Source organism: Frateuria soli (assembly GCF_021117385.1).
Classification (GTDB): domain Bacteria; phylum Pseudomonadota; class Gammaproteobacteria; order Xanthomonadales; family Rhodanobacteraceae; genus Frateuria_A; species Frateuria_A soli.
This window is the reverse complement of the sequence record NZ_CP088252.1, coordinates 1,208,021-1,230,608: the sequence shown is the minus strand read 5'-3', so window position 1 is coordinate 1,230,608 and position 22,588 is coordinate 1,208,021. Positions and strand designations below refer to the sequence as shown.

The window sequence follows — 22,588 nt, the reverse complement described above, 5'->3', positions numbered from 1 at the left end:
GCTGTTTGTGTGGGCATGAGAGCCAAGAGCATCGCCCGCAAGGGGGCTCCTGCCAGGCGCGGTGCCGGCTCACGCGTCGGCAACGCCTGCGCCGGCAACCTGCCCCTCTCCACCCGGGAGACGTCCATGCTCGACAAGACCTACCCCTACTACCTCGCCAACCGCCCGCAACACCCCAACGCCGACCTCCAGGTGCGCGACAAGTACAGCGGCAGGATCGCCACCCGCGTGGCCGTGCCCGACGCCCGCGCGATCGAGAAGGCCATCGCCGCCGCGGTGAAGGCGACCGCGCCGATGCGCGCGTTCAAGCCGTGGGCGCGGCAAGCCGTGCTGGAGCATTGCGCGGCCCGGTTCGAGCAGCGCCGCGACGAGTTGGCGCTGGCCCTTTGCGTGGAGGCGGGCAAGCCGATCAAGGACGCCGCCGGCGAGGTCACGCGGCTGATCGAGACTTTCCGCATCGCCGCTGCGGAGGCCGTGCGCGTCGACGGTGAGACGCTCAACCTGGAGCTGGCGCCGCGCCTGGATGGCTACCACGGCTATACCAGGCGGGTGCCGATCGGCCCGGTATCCTTCATCACGCCTTTCAACTTTCCGCTCAACCTGGTCGCGCACAAGGTTGCGCCGGCGATCGCCGCCGGCTGCCCGTTCGTGCTCAAGCCCTCGGAGAAAACGCCGATCGGCGCGCTGATCATCGGCCAGGTGCTGGCCGAGACCGACCTGCCCAAGGGCGCCTTCTCGATCCTGCCGGTCGGCGGCAGCGAGGCTTCGCCGCTGGTCGAGGACGAGCGCTTCAGGCTGCTTTCGTTCACCGGCGGGCAGATCGGCTGGGACCTGAAGGCGCGTGCAGGGCGCAAGAAGGTGGTGCTGGAACTGGGCGGCAATGCGGCCTGCATCGTCGACGCCGACCAGGCCGGCAAGCTCGACGCCATCGTCCAGCGGCTGGTGTTCGGTGCGTTCTACCAGTCCGGCCAGAGCTGCATCGGCGTGCAGCGGATCTACGCGCACGCCTCGCTCTACGAGGCGCTCAAGAAGAAGCTGGTCACCGCCACCAAGAAGCTCAAGGCGGGCGACCCGAAGAAGAAGGACGTGTTCATCGGTCCGATGATCGACGAAGCCGCGGCCGAGCGCCTGCACGGCTGGATCGACGAGGCCCGTCGCGCGGGCGCGAAGCTGCTCTGCGGCGGCAAGCGCGAGGGCAACATGCTGGAGGCGACCCTGATGGAAGGCGTGCCCCGCGACGCCAGGGCCAACCGCCTGGAAGCCTTCGGCCCGTTCGCGCTGCTCGCCCCGTTCGACACGCTGGACGAGGCCATCGGGCTGGTCAACGACTCGGACTACGGCTTGCAGGCGGGCATCTTCACCGACTCCCTTGAGCACGCCATGCGCGCCTGGGAGGAGCTGGAACAGGGCGGCGTAATCGTCAACGACATCCCCAGCTTCCGCGTCGACAACATGCCCTACGGCGGCATCAAGCTCTCGGGCTTCGGTCGCGAGGGCGTGCGCTACGCCATCGAGGACATGAGCGAGGTGCGGTTGATGGTGATGCGCCGGCCCGCATAGGGATCAGTCTTCCGCCGGCCACTCGTTCTGCGCCGGCACGACCGTCCGTCCGCGCCATGCGTACCAGTGGTAGAGCGCCATGCCGACGTACTCGTGCACGATGGCATCGGTGACGTACAGGTTGTAGGCGCTGGGCATCAGCGACCACACGCCGCGCAGGTAGTCCGCCCGCACCGGCGTCACCCTGATGCCGAAGTGCTCGAACGCGAACACCGCGCGCCGCAGGTGGTGCGCCGAGGTCACCAGCCAGACCCGATCGGCGCCGATCTGCCAGAGCACCCCGCGGGCGTACAAGGCGTTGCCCCAGGTCGTGAGGCTGTGCTTTTCGAGCACCATGTCCTCGCCCGGCACGCCCAGCTGCACGAGCGTGCGCTTGTAGGTGCGCGCGAGCGGCTCGCCCGTGTGCTCCGCATCGCCACCGCTGACCAGCAGGGTGCAGCGCGCGCCGGACGCACGGCAGTCGCGATAGAGCACCACCGCCTCGGCAATGCGCGAATAGGCCGTGTGGCCCGGCTCCAGCGGGCCGCCCGGCGGGTAGGTCGCCCCGGCGGTGAGCAGCACGATTGCGTTCGACGGCGCCCACTCCAGCGCCGGCCGCTGCGCATAAGGCGATTGCCACACCCGCAGCAGCAGCTTGGGCAAGGCGCCGCAGCCGGCAACGACCAGGAACGCCAGCCCCAGCGCGATGCCGGCGAGCCGCAGCCGCCGCCAGCCCAGCCGGCCAGCCAGCCAGGCAACGGCGAACAACGCGATCAGCAGGTGTACGGTCATCGGCGCTTTCTCCACGGTCCAGCCCGGCATTATGCGGATGCAAAGATGAGCGGGAGGTCGCCCAGAAGGTCCGGTACGGCCTGCTACGCTGCGGCCATCGCCCGAAGGACCATCGCATGACGACGCTCGTCTTCGTCCATGGCTGGAGCGTGACCAGCACCGCCACCTACGGCGCCATGCCCCGGCGCGTGCAGGAAGCCGCCCGCGCAGCCGGCCTGGCGCTGACCATCCGGGACATCCGGCTGTCCGAGTACGTGAGCTTCGACGACACCGTGACCATGGGTGACCTGGTGCGCGCGTTCGACCACGCGCTGCGCGACCTGCACCTGTCCACCGGCAGCTTCGCCTGCATCACCCATTCGACCGGCGGCCCGGTGGTGCGCGAGTGGCTGCGCGCGCAACGCGACAAGCCTGCCAGCCACAGCACCATCCGGCTCAGCCATCTGGTGATGCTCGCGCCAGCCAACTTCGGCTCGGCGCTGGCCAGGCTCGGCAAGGGCACGCTGGGCCGGCTCAAGGCCTGGTTCAATGGCGTGGAGCCGGGCCAGCGCATCCTCGACTGGCTGGAGCTGGGCAGCCCCGCGTCGCTCGCGCTCAACCTCGACCACATCCATGGCACGGATCCGGCCACCCGGGGTCAGTTCCTGTTCGTGCTGACCGGCGACCGGCCGGACCGCTCGCTCTACGACCACCTCAACAGCTACACCGGCGAGGACGGTTCCGACGGCGTGGTGCGCATCGCCTCGGCCAACCTCAACGCCCGCCACGCGGTACTGGCGGTGGGCGACGGGCACCGCGGCACTGCGGTCGACGCGCTTTCGCTCAGCCTGCTGCGCGGCCCGCGCTGCGCCTTAAAGCTTGTCGCCGGCGCGGCGCACTCGGGCGCCGACCAGGGCATTCTCACTGCCGCTGCCCCGGCGACGGTCGAGGCCATCCTGCGTTGCCTCGTCGTCCACGATGCCGCCGCCTATGCCGCCCTGTGCGACGCCTTCGATCGCGAGAACCTCGCTCGCGACGCCGACAAGGTGGAACTGGAACCGGTCGGACCGTTCGCGCCGCGCGTGCACATCCACGATCCGCGCAGCATGCTGGTGCTGCGCCTGGCCGACGACACCGGCGAACCGCTCACCGGCACCGGCTTCCTGCTTACCGCCGGCCCCCGGGCGAGCCTGGACCAGTTGCCGGCCGGATTCCTCGACGACCGCCAGGCCGACCCGGCACGGCCCGGCACCGTCACGCTGTTCCTCAACCACGCGCTGCTCGCCGGCGATGCCCGCGTGCCCGATCCGCGCAACCCGCGCCGCACGCTGCGCCCGGCCGTGGCCAGCCATCGCCCGTACGGCGCGCGCGTGCAACCGGCGGACCTGGCCGGGCTGGTGCACCACGTCCTGGCGGCGAGTGCCTCGGGCGAGGACCTGTTCGCCATGCTGGGACCGCACCAGACCACCGTGCTCGACGTGGTGCTGCCGCGGCGTGTCCACCAGGGCGTGTTCCGCCTGACGCAGGACCTGTCGCCGCACGACTTCCGCCATCCCGACCCCGGCCCGGCCATCGGCGACTGAAGCGGGCGGCCAGGCGCGGCGTGATACCGTGCGCCGTTCCGTCCTTCCGCACCGCGCATGTCCGAGACCCTGCACGTCCTCGTCGCCGCCTGCAGGCACGCCCAGGACATCCGCAAGAGCCGCTTCCTGGCGCAGGCCGCGCCGGTGCAGTCGGTCGAGCAGGCGATGGCCTTCCTGCACGAGGTGGCGGACCCCGCCGCCACGCACAACTGCTGGGCCTACCGCATCGGCCAGGATTACCGCTTCAACGACGACGGCGAGCCTGGCGGCACCGCCGGGCGGCCGATCCTGCAGGCCATCGAAGGCGCCGGCGTGGATCGCGTGATGGTGGTCGTGACCCGCTGGTATGGCGGCATCAAGCTGGGCGCCGGCGGCCTGGTGCGCGCCTACGGCGGCACCGCCGCCGAGTGCCTGCGTCTGGCCGAGCGCGTGCCGCTGGTAGCGATGGCGCGGCTGACCGTGCATTGCCCTTTCGCCGACCTGGCGCTGCTGAAGGCGCGCTGCCCGGGCTGGCAGGCTCGGATCGAGCACGAGAGCTTCGACGCCGCAGGCGCCACGCTGGCGCTGGAACTTCCGGCCGACCGCCTCGACGAGGCCTGCGATCGCATCGTCGACCTCACCCGTGGCCAGGCCCGCGTGCGCCGGCCGGACGACATGCCGAGGGATTGAGCGCGGCGCGGCCCGTCAGTACGGGCTCCAGCCCTTCCGGGTCCGGTGAAGCGACTGCACGAGTGCTCGGGCTTGCCTTGGCGGGTGCGGGCCGGGATCCGGGGTCCGGGCAGCAGCCCATCCACGCTATGCTTTCCGCCGCGACCCGCCGGGGGGCGATCGCGAGGGGCGCGCCTTCGGCGTGCAGGGGAACAACCTAGAACGGAACCACCAAGTGACTGCCCAATCCCAAGGCGCCAAGCGCACCGAGTTCACCTTGCGAGGCCTGATCATCGGCATCGTGATCACCGTGGTGTTCACCGCGGCCAACGTGTTCTTCGGCCTGAAGGCCGGCCTGACCTTCGCCACCTCGATCCCCGCCGCGGTGATCTCGATGGCGATCCTGCGGGCGATGAAGAACTCGACGATGCAGGAGAACAATATCGTGCAGACGGTGGCGTCGGCCGCCGGCACGCTCTCGGCGATCATCTTCGTGCTTCCGGGCCTGATCATCATCGGCTGGTGGAACGGCTTCCCGTTCTGGATGTCCTTCGGGATCTGCGCGACCGGCGGCGTGCTGGGCGTGATGTACACGATCCCGCTGCGCCGCGCGCTGGTCACCGATTCGGACCTGCCCTACCCCGAGGGCGTGGCCTGCGCCGAGGTGCTCAAGGTCGGCTCGGGCAACCCGCAGGAGGCGGCCGAGTCGGTCGAATCCGGCGGCGCCGGCCTCAAGGCGGTGATCGTGGGCTCGATCGTCTCGGCCGTGTTCTACGTGATCGTCAAGACGCGCGTGTTCGCCGAATCGGTGTCCGACTACTTCCGCATCGGCGACCGCGGCGCGGCAACCGGCTTTGATTTCAGCCTGTCCTTCGCACTGTTCGCGGTCGGCCACCTGGTCGGCCTGTGGGTCGGCGTGGCGATGCTGGTCGGCGCGCTGATCGGCTGGGGCTGGGCGGTACCGCACTTCCTGCTGCTGCATCCGGAGGCCGGCTCGGCGGCCGATGCCGCGCAGGCGACCTGGAGCCACTACGTGCGCTTCGTCGGCGCCGGCACCATCGGCGTGGCGGCGATCTGGACGCTGGCCAAGCTGGTCAAGCCGGTGATCAGCGGCCTGGCCGGCGCCATGGCCGCCTCGCGCGTGCGCAAGGCCGGCAAGCTGGAAACGCTTCCGCGCACCGAGCACGACATCCCGATCGGGGTGGTCGGCATCGTCACGGCGATCTGCCTGGTGCCGGTGGCGTGGCTGCTCGGCCACTTCGCCAACGTCAGCGGCCTGGGCTCGCACACCGCGCTGCTGGTGATCGGCGGCGTGATCTTCGTGGTGATCCTGAGCTTCCTGGTCTCGGCCGTGTGCGGCTACATGGCCGGCCTGATCGGCTCGTCCAACAGTCCCCTGTCCGGCATCGGCATCCTGGTGGTGATCATCGCTGCGCTGCTGCTGGTGCTTGGCGTGAAGGCGCTGGTGCCGGAGGAAGCCGGCAAGGCGCTGGTGGCGTTCGCACTGTTCGTCACGGCCATCGTCTTCGCCGTCGCCTCCATCGCCAACAACAACCTGCAGGACCTCAAGACCGGCCAACTGGTCGATGCAACCCCGTCGCTGCAGCAGTGGGCGCTGGTGATCGGCGTGATCGCCGGCGCGGTGGTGATCCCGCCGGTGCTGGACCTGCTCAACCAGGCCTACGGCTTCCTCGGCGCACCGGGCGTCGACCCGGCCCGCGCGCTGCCGGCGCCGCAGGCCGGCCTGATCTCGGCACTCGCCCAGGGCGTCATCACGGGCAACATCGACTGGAGCCTGATCACCATCGGCGCCGCGATCGGTGTGGCGCTGATCCTCCTGGACGAAGTGCTGGTGCGTACCAGCCGCGCGCGCCTGCCCCCGCTGGCCGTCGGCCTGGGCATCTACCTGCCCACCTCGACCACGCTGATGGTGGTGGTCGGTTCGCTGGTCGGCGCCTGGTTCGACAAGCGCGCCGACCGGCGTCCCAACGGCGAGGCGACCAAGCAACTGGGCGTACTGCTCGCCTCCGGGCTGATCGTGGGCGAAAGCCTGCTCGGCGTGGTGGTGGCCGCGATCGTGGCGATCTCCGGCAAGCAGGCGCCGCTGGCATTGGTCGGCGACAGCTTCGAAACCCCGGCAATCTGGATCGGCGGTCTCGTCTTCGTTGCGAGCATCGTGGTGATGTATCGCTGGATCGCCCGCATGGGGCGCGCCGCCGCCTGACCCGCACTCTTCGTGGGGCCCACTTGGGGAGATGCTCTTCCACCGGAGCATCGCCCACGAGTGGGTCCCATGAAGATTCCTGTTGCCGCTGTGGGCGCCCCGGCACGAGGTGGTGCGGTCATCCAGAAACAAGCGGCTTGGGCTATGACGCGCTGCCCCCACATCGTGGGACTCCCCCCTGCAGCCGCCTGATCGATGAGCGACCCCACGCCCCCCGGCAAGCCCGCCCGCCGCATCGGCGCCCTGCGCCAGCTCTGGCCTTTCCTCAAGCCGCACAAGGCGCTTGCGATCGGCTGGCTGGTGTTTCTCGGCCTGTCCTCGGGCTCGACCCTGGTGTTGCCGATGGCGGTGCGGCACATGATCGACGCCGGCTTCGGGAACGCCAGCAGCGACACGATCAACCGCACCTTCCTGGGCCTGTTCGCCGTGGCCCTGGTACTCGCCTTCGCCACCGCGGCGCGCTACTTCTGCATCACGCTGCTGGGCGAGCGCTCGCTCGCGGCGTTGCGCGCCAGGCTCTACGCGCACGTGATCCGTCTGGACGTGGGCTTCTTCGAACGCTCGCGCGTGGGTGAGCTGATCTCGCGCCTGGGCACCGACACCGAGGTGGTGCAGGCGCTGATCGGCTCCGGCATCTCGGTCGCCCTGCGCAGCGCGGTCATGCTGCTGGGCGCCAGCGCCATGATGGTGTGGACCAGCCCGCGGCTGGCCGGTCTCACCGCGCTGGTGATCCCGGCGGTGATGCTGCCGATCCTGGTGTTCGGGCGCCGCGTGCAGAAGCTCTCCCGCGCCAGCCAGGACCGCCTGGCCGATGCCGCGGCGATCGCCAACGAAACCCTCAACGCGGCCCCGGCGGTCAAGGCCTACGCGCGCGAGGGCATCGAAAGCCGGCGCTACCGCGATGCCATCGACCGCGCGCTCGAAAGCGCCCGACGGCGCATCGGCATGCGCGCGCTGCTGACCGCGGCGGTGATCGTGCTGTTCTTCGGCGCCATCACGCTGGTGCTGTGGGTCGGCGCGCGCGACGTGCTGGCGGGCCAGCTCAACGCCGGCATCCTCGGCCAGTTCGTGCTGTATGCGGTGTTCGCCGCCGGCTCGGTTGCCGGGCTGTCGGAAGTCTGGGGCGACGTGCTGCGTGCCGCCGGCGCCATGGAACGCATCGGCGAGCTGTTCGGCGAGCAGGCGCAGATCGCCGATCCGTCGCAGCCGCTTGCGCTGCCCCGCCCGGTCAAAGGTGCACTGCGCTTCGAACATGTCGGTTTCCACTACCCCACGCGACCGGATGCGCCGGCACTGCACGACTTCACCCTGGACATCCGCCCCGGCGAGACCGTGGCGCTGGTCGGCCCCTCCGGCGCGGGCAAGAGCACCGTGCTCGCCCTGCTGCTGCGCTTCTATGACCCGCAGGCCGGAACCATCCGGCTGGACGGCGTGGACCTGCGCGCGCTCGCCTTGCCCGAGCTGCGCGGCGCCATCGCGCTGGTGCCGCAGGAGACGGTGATCTTCGCCGGCAGTGCCGCCGACAACATCCGCTTCGGTCGCCAGTCCGCGAGCGACGAGGAAGTGCGCGAAGCGGCCCGCGCCGCCGAAGCGCACGAGTTCATCGGCGCGCTGACCGGCGGCTACGAGGCCGAACTGGGCGAACGCGGCGTACGCCTCTCCGGCGGCCAGCGCCAGCGCATCGCGATCGCCCGCGCGATCCTGCGCGACGCCCCGCTGCTGCTCCTGGACGAAGCCACCTCGGCGCTCGACGCGCAGTCGGAAGCGGCCATCCAGCAGGCCCTCGAGCGCCTGGAGAAAGGCCGCACCACCCTGGTCATCGCCCACCGGCTGGCGACGGTGCAGCGTGCCGACCGCATCGTGGTAATGGATGGCGGGCGCATCGTCGCCCAGGGCACCCACGAAAGCCTGCTGGCCGAAGGTGGACTCTACGCCGAGCTGGCGCGGCTGCAGTTCGTCGCCTGACCCTTACCGTTCCCCCCTTGAGCGCAAGCCCGCCGGGTCACCTCCCGCCCGCTCGCCAACCCGGGGCATTGGCGCGACCTTGACGCGCCTCTTCCTAGCGTCGCCCCGTGCCCGACCCGCTGCTCCAGCCCCGCCCCGAGGGTCTCTACTGCCCCGCCGGCGGCTTCTACATCGACCCGGCCGAGCCGGTGGCGCAGGCCGTGGTGACGCATGCGCACGGCGATCATGCGCGCCAGGGCAACGCGTGCTACCACGTGGCGCGCGCCGGGCTCGGCCTGATGCGCGAGCGGCTGGGCGAGCCGGCCCTGATCGAGGCTTACGACTACGGCGAGCCGTTCGTCCTGGGCGACGTGCGGGTATCGCTGCATCCATCGGGCCACATGCTGGGCGCGGCCCAGGTGCGCATGGAACATGCCGGGCGGGTGGTGGTGGTTTCGGGCGACTACAAGCGCGAAGCCGACCCGACCTGCGCGCCGTTCGAGCCGGTGCGCTGTGACACCTTCGTCACCGAGTCGACGTTCGCCCTGCCGGTGTATCGCTGGCCGCCGATGACGCAGGTAATCGACGAACTGCTCGCATGGTGGGATGACTGCGCCCGCCGCAAGGTCGCCGCCGTTCTGTTCTGCTATGCGCTGGGCAAGGCGCAACGGCTGCTGGCCGAGCTCGCGCCGCGCGTCGATCGCGTGGTCTACCTGCACGGGGCACTGCTGCGCCTGACCCGGCTCTATCGGGATGCCGGCGTGGCGCTGCCGCCGACGCAACCGCTGGAGGAAGGTGCGCGCGGCGCGGCGCTCGCGGGGGAGCTGATCCTTGCGCCACCTTCGGCCGCCGGCTCCCTGTGGATGCGCCGCTTCCCGAACGCCTCGACCGCCTTCGCCTCCGGCTGGATGCGGATCCGCGGCAACCGCCGACGTCGCGGCTATGACCGTGGATTCGTGGTCTCCGACCATGCGGACTGGGACGGCCTGCTGCGCAGCGTGGGCGACAGCGGTGCCCGGCGCATCTACGTCACCCATGGCGATGGCGACGCACTGGTGCGCTATCTGCGCGAGCTGGGCCACGATGCGCTGCCGCTTTCAGCGCTGGGGGCCTGAGCGATGCGCCGCTTCGTGCAGCTGTACGCCGCGCTCGACCGCACCGGCTCCACCACCGCCAAACGGGACGCCATCGCCGCATTCCTGCGCGATGCGCCGCCAGCGGACGCCGCGTGGGCGGTGTACGTGCTCGGCGGCGGCAAGCTGCGCCGGCTGGCCAGCGTCACCGAGTTGCGCCAGGCGACCCGCGAGGCGACCGGCCATCCCGACTGGCTCATCGACGAAAGCTACGCGCACGTGGGCGACCTGGCCGAAGCCATCGCGTTGCTGCTGCCACCCGGCCAGCCGTCCGACGACACTCCGCTGCACGTGTGGATGGAGCAGCGCCTGCCGTCCTTGAGCCGGCTCGACCCGCCCGCTCGCGTGGCCCAGTTGCGCGCCTGGTGGGCGACCCTTCCATCGGAGGAGGTCTACCTGCTCAACAAGCTGATCACCGGTGCGCTGCGCGTAGGCGTCTCGCAGCGGCTGGTGGTGCAGGCGCTGGCGCTGTGGTCGCAGCTGCCGACCGACCTGATCGCCCACCGGCTGAGCGGCGAGTGGAAGCCCGGCGCGATCTCGCTGGCCGCGCTAGCCCGGCCGGCCGGGGACGACGCCCACCGCGAGCATCGGCCCTACCCGTTCTTCCTCGCCTCGCCGCTGGAATCGCCCGTGGAAAGCCTGGGGGAACGTGCCGAATGGCTGGCCGAATGGAAGTGGGACGGCATCCGCGCCCAGCTCATGCGACGTGATGACGAGGCACGGCTTTGGTCGCGCGGCGAGGAACGGCTGGACGGGCGCTTCCCGGAAATCGAGCAGGCGGCCTGCGCACTGCCTTCCGGCTGCGTGCTGGATGGAGAAATCCTTGCCTGGGACGAGGACGCGGCGGCGCCACGGCCATTCACGGCCCTGCAGAAGCGCATCGGCAAGCTCAAGCCCGGCGCGAAGCTGCTGGCCGAGACGCCGGTGCGTTTCATGGCCTACGACCTGCTGGAACTCGACGGCGCCGACCTGCGCGAGGTGCCGCTGCACCTTCGCCGCGCCCGGCTCGCCGTGCTGCTGGAGGGTATGCCGCCGGCGCTGCTGCTCTCGCCCGCCGCCGACACGGACGACTGGACCGCACTGGCGCAGCTGCGCGGGCAATCGCGCGAGCGACGGACCGAGGGCCTGATGCTCAAGCGGCTGGATTCGCCCTACCGCGTGGGGCGCAGGCGGGGCGACTGGTGGAAGTGGAAGGTCGATCCCTACACGCTGGACGCGGTGCTGATCTATGCCCAGTCCGGCCACGGCCGGCGCGCGGGCCTGTTTACCGATTACACCTTCGGCGTATGGGACCGCGGCCACCTGGTGCCGGTGGCCAAGGCCTATTCGGGCCTGGACGATGCCGAGATCGCGCGGCTCGATGCCTGGATCCGCGCACACACGATCGAGCGCTTCGGGCCGGTGCGCTCGGTCGAACCGGAGCATGTGTTCGAGCTGGCCTATGAGGCGATCCAGCGCTCCGGTCGGCACAAGTCCGGCGTGGCGGTACGTTTCCCGCGCATCCTGCGCTGGCGCACGGACCTGTCGATTCGCGACGCCGACCGGCTGGACGAGCTCAAGCGCATGGCGGAAGGCTGAGTCCCGGACTCTGCGCGCCACCCTGCGGGAACTCGTATTCCCGTGATGATTGCGGCTAGAACCGCACCAACAGGATCAGCGCGATCAGGAGTGCCAGCACCGCGGCCGTGGCGATCAGCCACCACACCTCGCCCCGTGGGCCGGCCTCATCCTCAGGCAGGCGCCCGGCGGCCACTTCCGGTGGCGTCCCCGCCGGTGCGGGCAGCAAGCCGGGAGCGTCGATCACGAAACGGTGCATGGCGATGCCGAGCTGGTCGCCCGGATGCAATGCCGCCTGTTCCACCACCACGCCGTTGAGCCGCAGCGGATAGCGCGGCGGCGTCGACCCGGCGGCCACGCGCAGCTCGCCTTCCTTCCAGAACAGCGCCAGCGAGGCCGCGGCGGCCTGCGGCAACTCCAGCGGCTGGTCGCCCTGCGGCCCCAGCTCCAGGCGCTCCTGCAGCGGGAACACGCGCCCCGACAACGGGCCGGCCACCGCGCGCAGGGCAGCGGTGCAGCGGCCCTGCTCGGAAAGCGTTACCGGCGCGCGCATGGCCGGCGCCTCGTCGGCGCACAACAGCATGCGGCAGTCGCCCAGGCTCAGGATGTCGCCCGGACGCAGCAACGCGCGCTCGCGCACGGGGCGAGCGTTGACGTAGACGCGCCCGGCGCCCGACAGCACTTCCAGCACCCAGCCGCGGCGGTCCTGCAGGATGCGCAGATGGTGCGCCGAACCCTGCTGGGCCGAGACCACCAGGTCGTTGTCCGGCGCGCTGCCGATGCGCAGGGCAACCTGCGCCCAGCGGAACTCCTCGCGAGCCGAATTGGGAAACTCGATGCGCATCAAAAGACCGATCCAGAGATGGCCGGGACTCTAGCAGATGCCCGGCATCTTCTTCGCGCGTGCCGCGTAAGATGGGCAATCCACACGGAGCCCATCCATGCCCAAGATCGACATCCGCCGCCCGCATCATCTCCCCATGGACCAGGCCCGCGCCGTGGTCGACAAGGTCGCCGCGCGCATGCGCGAGAAGTTCGACATGCAGAGCCAGTGGCAGGGCGACACCCTGCGGTTCTCGCGCTCGGGCGTGAGCGGCGGGATCGCGGTGGCGCCCGAATCGGTCCACGTCACCGCCGAGCTCGGCCTCATGCTCTCGCCGCTCAAAGGCATGGTGGAGCAGGAAATCCGTCGCAAGCTGGACGAGTATTTCGGGGGCGCCGCCTGAGCTTCCTTTGATCAGGCGCCCGGACGTGTCATACTTCCCCGCTTACGCGGCCGCCACGGCCGGGCCCTACACAGCGGAACGCATGGCCAAAGACGACGTCATCGAAATGGAAGGCACGGTCCAGGAGACCCTGCCCAACACCATGTTCCGTGTGCAGCTGGAAAACGGGCACGTGATCACCGCCCATATTTCCGGCCGCATGCGCAAGCACTACATCCGCATCCTCACGGGCGACAAGGTCAAGGTCGAGATGACTCCCTATGACCTGACCAAGGGGCGGATCACCTACCGCATGAAGTAGGCGCCAGCGGGACAAATGAAGAGGCCGCGCATCGCGCGGCCTTTTTCGTGCCCGTCGTCCCTCCCGTGGGTCGCCAGTTGTAGGAGCGCGCCTGTGCGCGACCGCCATGCACTGCCACCCGTGCATGGCGGTCGCGCACAGGCGCGCTCCTACTTCAGGGCCTTACTCCACCACGACCGGCATCTTCTCGGCCGCCTCGGTCTCCACGTGCAGTTCGCCGTCGCGCACGCTCAGCAGCACCTTGCCGCCCTCGGACAGCTTGCCGAACAGCAGCTCGTCCGCCAGCGCCCGCTTGACCTTCTCCTGGATGACGCGTGCCATCGGGCGCGCGCCCATCTGCGGGTCGAAGCCATGCTCGGCCAGCCAGCGGCGGGCGTCGGCGTCGACGTCCAGGCCAACGTGCTTTTCGGTCAACTGCGCTTCCAGTTCGATCAGGAACTTGTCCACCACGCGCAGGATGTGCTCGAAGTCCAGCGCATGGAACTGGATGACCGCATCCAGGCGGTTTCGGAACTCCGGCGTGAACATCTTGCGGATGACCTCAAGCGAGTCGGTCGCGTGGTCCTGCTTGACGAAGCCGATGCTCCGCCGCGAGGCCTGCTGGGCGCCGGCGTTGGTGGTCATCACCAGGATCACGTTCTTGAAGTTGGCCTCGCGCCCATTGGTGTCGGTCAGCACGCCGCGGTCCATCACCTGCAGCAGGATGTTGAACACGTCCGGGTGTGCCTTCTCGATCTCGTCGAGCAGCAGCACGGCATGCGGATGCTTGGTCACCGCCTCGGTCAGCAGGCCGCCCTGGTCGAAACCGACGTAGCCCGGGGGCGCGCCGACCAGGCGCGAGACCGAGTGGGCTTCCATGTACTCGGACATGTCGAAGCGGATCATCTCGATGCCCAGTTGCAGCCCCAGTTGCTTGGTCACCTCGGTCTTGCCGACGCCGGTCGGGCCGGCCAGCAGGAAGCTGCCGATCGGCTTGGTCGGATCGGCCAAGCCCGAGCGTGCCATCTTGATGGAGGCGGCCAGCGCCTCGATCGCCTGGTCCTGCCCGAACACCACCATCTTCAGGTTGCGCTCGAGGTTCTTCAGCACGTCGCGATCGGACGCCGAGACCTGCTTGGCGGGGATGCGCGCCATCTTGGCGACGATGTACTCCACCTCGGGCACGTCGATCGTGCCGGTACGCTGTTCCTCGGGCAGCAGGCGCTGGCGTGCGCCGGCCTCGTCGATCACGTCGATGGCCTTGTCCGGCAGCAGGCGGTCGGGGATGTGCTTGACCGACAGGTCGACCGCGGCCTTCAGCGCCTCGTTGGTGTAGGCGACGTTGTGGTGTTCCTCGAAGCGGCTCTTCAGGCCCTTCAGGATCTCGATGCTGTCGGCGATGGTCGGCTCGACCACGTCGATCTTCTGGAAGCGACGGGCCAGCGCGCGGTCCTTCTCGAAGATGCCCCGGAACTCCTGGAAGGTGGTCGAACCGATGCAGCGCAGCTCGCCCGAAGCCAGCATGGGCTTGATCAGGTTGGACGCGTCCATGGTGCCGCCCGAGGCGGAACCGGCCCCGATGATGGTGTGGATCTCGTCGATGAAGAGAATCGCGCCCGGCTGCTTCTTCAGCTGGGTGATCACCGCCTTCAGGCGCTTCTCGAAGTCGCCGCGGTACTTGGTGCCGGCGACCAGGGCGCCCAGGTCGAGCGACCAGATCACCGCCGCCTCCAGCACCTCGGGCACCTCGCCCTCGACAATGCGCTTGGCCAGGCCCTCGGCCAAAGCGGTCTTGCCCACGCCCGCGTCGCCCACGTAGAGCGGGTTGTTCTTGCGGCGGCGGCAGAGCACCTGGATGGTGCGCTCGATCTCGTCCTGGCGGCCGATCAGCGGATCGATCTTGCCTTCCAGCGCCAGTTCGTTGAGGTTTGTGGCGTATTCGTTGAGCGGGTTGCCCTTGCTGTCGGCACCCTCCTCGCCCTCGCGCTCGCTGCCGGGCATGCCCGCGCTCGGCTCGTCGCCGATCTTGGCGATGCCGTGCGAGATGTAGTTGACCACGTCCAGCCGGGTGATCTCCTGCTGATGCAGGAAGTAGACGGCATGGGAATCCTTTTCGCCGAAGATCGCCACCAGCACGTTGGCGCCGGTGACCTCCTTACGGCCGGAGGACTGCACGTGGTAGACCGCGCGCTGGAGCACACGCTGGAAGCCGAGCGTCGGCTGGGTGTCGCGCTCGTCCCCGTGCGGCAACACCGGCACGGTCTCGGCGATGATCCGCTCGAGCTCGGCCGACAGCCGCGGCAGGTCCACGCCGCAGGCGCGCAAGGCGCCCAGCGCGGACTGGTTTTCGGTGAGGGCGAGCAACAGGTGCTCCACGGTCATGAACTCGTGGCGCTGCTCGCGGGCCTGCTTGTAGCAGTGGCCGATGGTGACTTCGAGATCCTTGCTGAACATCCGGACCTTCTCCGCTTGGGAATGACAGGGCGGCCTTTTGCCGCGATGGCTACAAGATGGGGCCGCTCATAGCTTTTCCATAGTGCACAACAAGGGATGCTGATGAGTCCGTGAGTACTCGTTCACCTGAGTCACTTTCGTCTCCGCTACCTCGCGGGTGAACACGCCGCACACCCCCTTGCCGCGGGTATGCACGTGCAGCATCACCTGCACCGCGCGCTCCTGGTCCATGGCGAAAAAACCGCGCAGCACCTCGACCACGAAGTCCATGGGAGTGAAATCGTCATTCAGCAGCACAACTTGAAAAAGTGGCGGCCGTGCCAGTTCCGGGCGGCTGGTCTCGACAGCCAGGCCGTGTCCGCTGCCAGGGTCGTTTTCGGGTTCGTGGGCCATTGCTCGTGGGGAATTTATTGCTGGTACGGAGTATACGCCGCGATGGATGCAGCCCCGTCGCGCCGCCGTGCAGGACGCGCCTCGTTTAGGTGATGGCACAATGGCGCTTTTCCAGTGCTCCTGTCCCCGATGTCCGTCACTGCCACCCCCCCGTCCGTCTGGCGTCCCCACGTCACCGTCGCCTGCGTGGTGACGCGTGGCGAGCGCTACCTGATGGTCGAGGAGGAGGTCGACGGCCGCCTCGTGTACAACCAGCCGGCTGGCCACCTGGACGACAAGGAAAGCCTCCTGCAGGCCGCGGTGCGCGAGACGCTCGAGGAAACCGGCTGGACGATCGAGGTGGAGCATTTCCTGGGCGTGCATCAGTGGCGCAGCACCGAGCATGGCGAGGGCGTGGTGCGCTTCAGCTTCGCGGCGCGGGCGCTGGCGCACGATCCGCACCGCCTGCTCGACCAGGGTATCCGTCGCGCGGTGTGGCTGACCCGTGCGGAGATCGCCGCGCTGGGCGAACGCCTGCGCAGCCCCATGGTCCTGCTGAGCATCGATGCCTGGCTGGCGGGCCGGCGCCTGCCAGTGGACGTACTGTCCAGCCTGCTTGCGGAGCCCGCGCGGCCATGAAGGTGATGCTGGGCGTCTCCGGCGGGGTCGACTCGTCGGTCGCCGCGCTGCTGCTGCAGCAGGCGGGGCACGAGGTCGAAGGCCTGTTCATGCAGAACTGGGAGGAGGACGACCGGTCCGGCCCCTGCACCGCCGACGCCGATCGCAAGGATGCCCTGGCAGTCTGCGGTCGCCTGGGCATCCCCTTCCACGTGCGCAACTTCGTCGCCGAGTACTGGGACGGCGTGTTCGCCCATTTCCTGGCCGAGTACCGCGCCGGGCGCACGCCCAACCCGGACGTGCTGTGCAACCGCGAGATCAAGTTCAAGACCTTTCTCGACGAGGCGCGCGCGCTTGGCGCGGAGAAGATCGCCACCGGCCACTACGCGCGCGTCGACGAACGCGACGGCAGCTACCGGCTGCTGCGCGCGGTGGACGCCTCCAAGGACCAGACCTACTTCCTGCATGCGCTGGGCCAGCGGCAACTGGCCGCCACGCTGTTCCCGGTCGGCGAGATCGAAAAGACGCGGGTGCGCGAGCTGGCCCGCGCCGCCGCCCTGCCCACGCACGCCAAGAAGGATTCGACCGGCATCTGCTTCATCGGCGAGCGCGACTTCCGCAGCTTCCTGGCGCATTACATCCCGGCGCGCCCCGGCGAGATGCGTACGCCGGAAGGGACGTTGGTCGGCGAGCACCAGGGCACCATGTACTACACGCTGGGCCAGCGAAACGGGCTGGGCATCGGCGGGCGCCAGGGCATGGGCGGCGAGCCGTGGTATGTGGTGGGCAAGGACGTGGCCGCGAACGTGCTTTACGTGGCGCAAGGTGGCCAGAACCATTGGCTGCAATCGACGCGCCTGCTGGCCGACGAGCCGACCTGGGTAGCCGGCACGGCCCCGGCGGCGTCCTTCCGCTGCACCGCCAAGACCCGCTACCGCCAGGCGGACCAGGCATGCGCGGTGCAGCTGTCGGCCGCCGGGCTGGAAGTGCGCTTCGATCAACCACAGCGCGCCGTCACGCCGGGCCAGTCGGTGGTGTTCTACGACGGCGAGGCCTGCCTCGGCGGCGCCGTGATCGCGGCCACCGACGCGCCGTTCGGCGGCCTCTCTCCCCTCCCCGCAGGAACCTGACGTGCTCGACACCCTCGCCATCAATGAACCGCGCGTGCTGGCACTGGCTGGCCTCTTCCAGGCGGTGGGCCTGGCACAGCAGCTGGGCAACCAGGGCCGCTGCGACGAAACGGCGATGGAATCCAGCGTGGCCAGCGTGTTCCGTATCGACGCGCCGTCGGTGGCCGCGGTCTATGGCGGCGTGGGCGGCGTACGGCTGGGCTTGCGCAACCTGATCGGCCAGCTCGACGACAGCAGCCGCGATATGGCGCTGACCCGGATGGCGGTCACCGTGATGCGGCTGGAGCGCAGCCTGGCCCGTCGCCCGGAGCTGACCGCGAAACTGCAGGAGGGCATCGTCGCGGCGCAGCGGCAGGTTGCCCATTTCGGCCAGGACTCGCCGCAGGTAGTCCGGCGCCTGGCCGACCTCTACGCATCGACCCTGTCGACGCTGAACCCGCGGGTGATGGTCAGCGGCAACCCGCAATTCCTGCAACAGGCGGCGGTGGTGGAAAAGGTGCGCGCCAACCTGCTTGCCGCCGTGCGCTCGGCGGTGTTGTGGCGGCAGGTCGGCGGGCGGCAGTGGCAGATCGTGCTCAACCGCCGCCAGTGCAGCATGCTGGCGCGGGGCCTGCTGACCGGGGCGACGCTCGACAACGGCTGAGGCCCTGTAGGGAGCCCGCTTGCGGGCGATGCTGTTGCGGACTCCTCGCAAAGAGCATCGCCCGCAAGCGGGCTCCTACAGGTTTAAGACCTGGCCGGGGCGTCGTTGGACACCTTGCAGAGCAATCCGGCAAACGCGTGGACACCCCATTCCACCGAGGCGCCTCCCAACCGCGTGGCCGCCGTGCATTCGGCGGTGCTGTGGTGCGCGGCAGTGGCGGATCGTGCTCACTGGCCGCCAGTGCAGGCTGTTGGGCTGCTGACCGGGCCGGATCCTCGTAGGAGCCCGCTTGCGGGCGATGCCCTTGCGGATTTCTCGCAAAGAGCATCGCCCGCAAGCGGGCTCCTACAGGTTTACGACCAGGCCGGGCGTTGTTGCGCCACCTTGCAGAGCAATTCGGCAAACGCGTGGACGCCCGCATTCCACCGAGGCGCCTCCCAACCGCGTGGCCGCCAGTGCAGCGTTGGGCTGCTGACCAGGCCGGGGCCTCGTAGGAGCCCGCTTGCGGGCGATGCTGTCGCGGACCCCTCGCAAAGAGCATCGCCCGCAAGCGGGCTCCTACAGGTTTACGACCAGGCCGGGGCGTTGTTGCGCCACCTTGCAGAGCAATTCGGCAAACGCCTGGATGTCCGCGTGCCAGGGCGATGCTTCGCGCCAGTAAAGCGCGATCTGCCGGCCCGGCACGGGGCCTTCCAGCGGCACCACGGTCAGCTCGGGCTTCGAGGCCAGCCGCTCGCGCGCCAGCGCCGGCACCAGCGCATAGCCGCCACGCAGGCCGACCAGCGCGGCCAGGCTTTCCAGGCTCACGTCCTGCACGTGGCCGCCGTGGCCACCCTGCCCGACGATGCCGTCCGGATGGCTTTCGGCCATCAGCGTGGCCTCGGCCTCGTCCAGTTCGTCCAGCGTCACGCTGGTGCGGCCGGCCAGCGGGTGGTCGGCGCGGAACAGCACCTGCCAGGGTTCGGCGAACAGCGGCTGGGCGGCGATACCGCTGGCGGCGTTTGCGGGTGGTGCCAGCACGGCGTCCAGCTCGCCTTCGTGCAGGCGACGCAGCAGGCCGCGCGGCTTGCCCTCGGACAGGCTCAGCCGAGCCGCCGGGAAGTGCAGCGGAAAAGGCTCGACCAGGTGCGGCAGCAGGTAGGGACCCAGCGAGGCCGGCACGCCCAGGCGCAGCTCCCCGCCGAAGGCGACCGTGCCGGCGCGGGCCGCCTGCTGCAGGTGCACGGCCGCATCCAGCACGATCGCGATCCGATCCAGCAGGCGCTGGCCGCCGGCGGTCGGCACGATGCGCCGGCCGCCGCGCTCGAACAGCGGCGCACCCAGCGCCTGCTCGACCTTCTGCACCTGATGCGACAGTCCGGACGGGCTGATGTGCATGGCCCGCGCGGCACTGTTGAAGCTGCCATGGCGATACACCGCCTGCACCAGTGCGAGGTCGCGCAGCGATACCGCCGAGAGTGCCGTCGAAATCATCGAATGCTGCATGTCACCAAAAGCGTTTGTGCACAGGGGCGGACCGTCGCATGCTTGGCGGCCAACGGTGGGAAGGTCGGCTCATTCCGGCCATTCTAGCCGTCCCGCTCGCCCGCGCAGCGAGCACCCCCGCCCGCCAGGCCAGCCCGCTCCTTCAGCGCCGCAGGGACGCCTGGGCGCGGTATTTGCGATAATCGGGCCTTTGCGCGCTTGGCCGCCGCAACGCTTCAGCTCTCCCCAGCCGCTTCAAAGCTCAAGCCAGGAGTTCCGTCATGAAAGACTCGTTTTCCATCCGCGACACCCTCGAGGTCAACGGCAAGCGCTATGCCTACGCCAGCCTCGCCAAGTTCGGCGAGCGCTTCGATCTCAAGCGGCTGCCTTATTCGCTGAAGATCCTGCTTGAGAACCTGCTGCGGCACGAAGACGGCATCAACGTCACGACCAGGGAAATCGAAGCGGTCGCCAACTGGAACGCCAAGGCCGAGCCGGACACCGAGATCTCCTTCATGCCGGCGCGCGTGGTGCTGCAGGACTTCACCGGCGTCCCCTGCGTGGTCGACCTGGCGGCCATGCGCGACGCGGTGGTCAAGCTCGGCGGCGACGCCACCCAGATCAACCCGCTGGCGCCGGCCGAGCTGGTGATCGACCACTCGGTGCAGGTGGACGTCTACGGCTCCGAATCGGCGCTGGAGCGGAACGTCGAGATCGAGTTCGAACGCAACCAGGAGCGCTACGCGTTCCTGCGCTGGGGCCAGAAGGCGTTCAACAACTTCAAGGTCGTGCCGCCACGTACCGGCATCGTGCACCAGGTGAACCTGGAGCACCTGGCGCGCGTCGTGTTCACCGCCGAGAAGGACGGCCAGCTGTGGGCCTACCCGGACACCGTGTTCGGCACCGACTCGCACACCACCATGATCAACGGCGTGGGCGTGCTGGGCTGGGGCGTGGGCGGCATCGAGGCGGAGGCGGCCATGCTGGGCCAGCCTTCCTCGATGCTGGTCCCCCAGGTGGTCGGTTTCAAGCTGACCGGCAAGCTGTCCGAAGGCGTCACCGCCACCGACCTGGTGCTGACCGTCACCCAGATGCTGCGCAAGCTCGGCGTGGTGGGCAAGTTCGTCGAGTTCTTCGGCGATGGCCTCAAGCACCTGCCGCTGGCCGACCGCGCCACCATCGGCAACATGGCGCCGGAGTACGGCGCGACCTGCGGCATCTTCCCGGTAGACCAGGAAGCACTCAACTACCTGCGCCTGTCCGGCCGCAGCGAAGAACAGATCAAGCTGGTCGAGGCCTATGCCCGCGCGCAGGGCATGTGGCACGACGAGAGCAGCGTCGTTCCCGAGTTCACCACCACGCTGGAGCTCGACCTCGCCGACGTGCGCCCGTCCATGGCCGGCCCCAAGCGCCCGCAGGACCGCGTGCTGCTCGAAGGCGTCAAGCAGAGCTTCCACGACGTCGTCGGCCCGCTCACCGCCAGCCGCAAGTCCGGCAGCGGCAGCGTCGGCGTCACCAAGGATGGCGAGAACTTCACCCTGCGGGACGGCTCGGTGGTGATCGCCGCGATCACCTCCTGCACCAACACCTCGAACCCGGCGGTGATGCTGGGCGCGGGCCTGGTCGCCAAGAAGGCGGCCGCCAAGGGCCTGAAGGCCAAGCCGTGGGTGAAGACCTCGATCGGCCCGGGTTCGCTGGTGGTAAGCGATTACCTGGAAAAGACCGGCCTTCTGAAGGAACTCGAGAAGATCGGCTTCTACATCGTCGGCTACGGCTGCACCACCTGCATCGGCAATTCCGGTCCGCTGCCGGCCGAGATCAGCCAGGGCATCGGCGCGGGTGATCTCGCCGTGGCCTCGGTGCTGTCGGGCAACCGCAACTTCGAAGGCCGCGTGCACGCCGAAGTCAAGATGAACTACCTGGCCTCGCCGCCGCTGGTGGTCGCCTACGCGCTGGCCGGCACGCTGGACATCGACCTGACCTCCGATCCCATCGGCCTGGGCAACGACGGCCAGCCGGTGTACCTGAAGGACATCTGGCCGACCAACAAGGAAATCTCCGACGCCATCGCCGGTGCCATCAACCCGCAGATGTTCGAGAAGAACTACGCCGACGTGTTCAAGGGCGACAGCCGCTGGAACGCCATCCCGTCCGCCGAGGGCGCGCTGTATGGCTGGGAGGATTCGACCTACATCAAGAATCCGCCCTACTTCGATGGCATGACGATGGAGCTGTCGCAGGTCGACGACATCCACGGCGCGCGCGTGCTGGGCCTGTTCGGCGACTCGATCACCACCGACCACATCTCGCCGGCCGGCTCGATCAAGAAGGACAGTCCGGCGGGTCGTTATCTCATCTCCAAGGGCGTGGAGCCGAAGGACTTCAACTCCTACGGCTCGCGCCGCGGCAACGACGACGTGATGGTGCGCGGCACCTTCGCCAACATCCGCATCAAGAACCTCATGCTGGACGGCGTCGAGGGCGGCTACACCGTGCACGTGCCTTCGGGCGAGGAAATGGCCATCTACGACGCGGCCATGAAGTACAAGGCCGAGGGCACCCCGCTGGTGGTCATCGCCGGCAAGGAATACGGCACCGGTTCCTCGCGCGACTGGGCCGCCAAGGGCACCCTGCTGCTCGGCATCAAGGCGGTGATCGCCGAAAGCTTCGAGCGTATCCACCGCTCCAACCTGGTGGGCATGGGCGTGCTGCCGCTGCAGTTCAAGCACGGGCAGAACGCGCAGTCGCTGGGCCTGACCGGCAAGGAGTCGATCGAGATCCTGGGCCTGGAAGGCGGCGAGTCCAAGGAAGCCAAGGTGGTCGCCACGGCGGCCGACGGCACGAAGAAGGAGTTCGCCGTGCATGTCATGCTGCTGACGCCGAAGGAGCGCGACTTCTTCCGCCACGGCGGCATCCTGCAGTACGTGTTGCGCCAGCTGGCGGGTCGCAAGGCGGCCTGAGGCCTGCCGCAGCTCCAGCGAAAAGGCCGCCTCAGGGCGGCC

Annotated in this window: 18 protein-coding genes; 13 read left to right on the top strand and 5 right to left on the bottom strand. The window is 69.2% G+C overall.

The annotated features are described in order from the left end of the window. Positions 1-126: 126 nt before the first annotated feature. Entirely contained in the window at positions 127-1,560 is a 1,434-nt protein-coding gene (locus tag LQ771_RS05620) for an aldehyde dehydrogenase family protein (RefSeq protein ID WP_231351385.1), read from the top strand. Between the two features lie 3 nt (positions 1,561-1,563). Here the strand turns inward: LQ771_RS05620 and LQ771_RS05615 are convergent, their stop codons facing one another. After that, complete coding sequence (locus LQ771_RS05615) at positions 1,564-2,331, bottom strand: YdcF family protein (RefSeq protein WP_231351384.1); 768 nt, start codon at positions 2,329-2,331, stop codon at positions 1,564-1,566. A gap of 116 nt (positions 2,332-2,447) precedes the next feature. Between LQ771_RS05615 and LQ771_RS05610 the strand changes: the two genes are divergently transcribed. From LQ771_RS05610 to LQ771_RS05585, 6 genes are all read left to right on the top strand, one after another. Then, on the top strand, positions 2,448-3,893 hold the full coding sequence (locus LQ771_RS05610) for a lipase family protein (protein WP_231351383.1): 1,446 nt from the start codon (positions 2,448-2,450) through the stop codon (positions 3,891-3,893). A gap of 57 nt (positions 3,894-3,950) precedes the next feature. Further along, entirely contained in the window at positions 3,951-4,562 is a 612-nt protein-coding gene (locus LQ771_RS05605; protein ID WP_231351382.1) for an IMPACT family protein, read from the top strand. Between the two features lie 214 nt (positions 4,563-4,776). Then, complete coding sequence (locus LQ771_RS05600; protein ID WP_231351381.1) at positions 4,777-6,765, top strand: OPT family oligopeptide transporter; 1,989 nt, start codon at positions 4,777-4,779, stop codon at positions 6,763-6,765. Between the two features lie 195 nt (positions 6,766-6,960). After that, complete coding sequence (locus LQ771_RS05595; RefSeq protein WP_231351380.1) at positions 6,961-8,730, top strand: ABC transporter transmembrane domain-containing protein; 1,770 nt, start codon at positions 6,961-6,963, stop codon at positions 8,728-8,730. Positions 8,731-8,837: 107 nt separating this feature from the next. Then, on the top strand, positions 8,838-9,824 hold the full coding sequence (locus tag LQ771_RS05590; RefSeq protein WP_231351379.1) for a ligase-associated DNA damage response exonuclease: 987 nt from the start codon (positions 8,838-8,840) through the stop codon (positions 9,822-9,824). Between the two features lie 3 nt (positions 9,825-9,827). Further along, a complete protein-coding gene (locus LQ771_RS05585) occupies positions 9,828-11,420 on the top strand; it encodes an ATP-dependent DNA ligase (RefSeq protein WP_231351378.1) in 1,593 nt (530 codons plus the stop codon). 55 nt (positions 11,421-11,475) lie between these two features. On the opposite strand, the gene LQ771_RS05580 is transcribed toward LQ771_RS05585, so the two are convergent. Next, a complete protein-coding gene (locus LQ771_RS05580) occupies positions 11,476-12,243 on the bottom strand; it encodes an FHA domain-containing protein (RefSeq protein ID WP_231351377.1) in 768 nt (255 codons plus the stop codon). Positions 12,244-12,340: 97 nt separating this feature from the next. Here LQ771_RS05580 and LQ771_RS05575 point away from each other — a divergent pair, with 97 nt between their 5' ends. Both LQ771_RS05575 and infA read left to right on the top strand, forming a co-directional pair. Next, positions 12,341-12,625: a polyhydroxyalkanoic acid system family protein gene (locus LQ771_RS05575; RefSeq protein WP_231351376.1), complete on the top strand. Its 285-nt coding sequence runs from the start codon at positions 12,341-12,343 to the stop codon at positions 12,623-12,625. A gap of 82 nt (positions 12,626-12,707) precedes the next feature. Continuing rightward, positions 12,708-12,926 (top strand): translation initiation factor IF-1, encoded by a 219-nt coding sequence (gene infA / locus LQ771_RS05570; protein ID WP_019466733.1) that lies wholly within the window; start codon positions 12,708-12,710, stop codon positions 12,924-12,926. 162 nt (positions 12,927-13,088) lie between these two features. Here infA and clpA read toward each other — a convergent pair whose 3' ends face one another. Continuing rightward, positions 13,089-15,359, bottom strand: coding sequence for an ATP-dependent Clp protease ATP-binding subunit ClpA (gene clpA / locus LQ771_RS05565; RefSeq protein WP_231351375.1), 2,271 nt, complete (start codon positions 15,357-15,359; stop codon positions 13,089-13,091). A gap of 66 nt (positions 15,360-15,425) precedes the next feature. Next, complete coding sequence (gene clpS, locus LQ771_RS05560) at positions 15,426-15,752, bottom strand: ATP-dependent Clp protease adapter ClpS (protein ID WP_231351374.1); 327 nt, start codon at positions 15,750-15,752, stop codon at positions 15,426-15,428. Between the two features lie 129 nt (positions 15,753-15,881). Between clpS and LQ771_RS05555 the strand changes: the two genes are divergently transcribed. The 3 genes from LQ771_RS05555 to hflD are packed head-to-tail and all read left to right on the top strand — an operon-like array spanning position 15,882 to position 18,122. Continuing rightward, positions 15,882-16,370, top strand: coding sequence for an NUDIX hydrolase (locus LQ771_RS05555; protein ID WP_231351373.1), 489 nt, complete (start codon positions 15,882-15,884; stop codon positions 16,368-16,370). Next, complete coding sequence (gene mnmA, locus LQ771_RS05550) at positions 16,367-17,479, top strand: tRNA 2-thiouridine(34) synthase MnmA (protein WP_231351372.1); 1,113 nt, start codon at positions 16,367-16,369, stop codon at positions 17,477-17,479. The genes LQ771_RS05555 and mnmA overlap by 4 nt, the downstream gene beginning before the upstream one ends. A 19-nt stretch (positions 17,480-17,498) precedes the next feature. Further along, positions 17,499-18,122: a high frequency lysogenization protein HflD gene (gene hflD / locus LQ771_RS05545; protein ID WP_231351857.1), complete on the top strand. Its 624-nt coding sequence runs from the start codon at positions 17,499-17,501 to the stop codon at positions 18,120-18,122. A gap of 558 nt (positions 18,123-18,680) precedes the next feature. Here the strand turns inward: hflD and LQ771_RS05540 are convergent. Beyond that, the gene (locus LQ771_RS05540; RefSeq protein WP_231351371.1) at positions 18,681-19,607 is read right to left on the bottom strand and encodes a LysR family transcriptional regulator; all 927 of its coding nucleotides are present in this window, start codon (positions 19,605-19,607) and stop codon (positions 18,681-18,683) included. Positions 19,608-19,867: 260 nt separating this feature from the next. Between LQ771_RS05540 and acnA the strand changes: the two genes are divergently transcribed. Continuing rightward, entirely contained in the window at positions 19,868-22,546 is a 2,679-nt protein-coding gene (gene acnA / locus LQ771_RS05535; protein ID WP_231351370.1) for an aconitate hydratase AcnA, read from the top strand. The last annotated feature ends 42 nt before the right edge of the window (positions 22,547-22,588 follow it).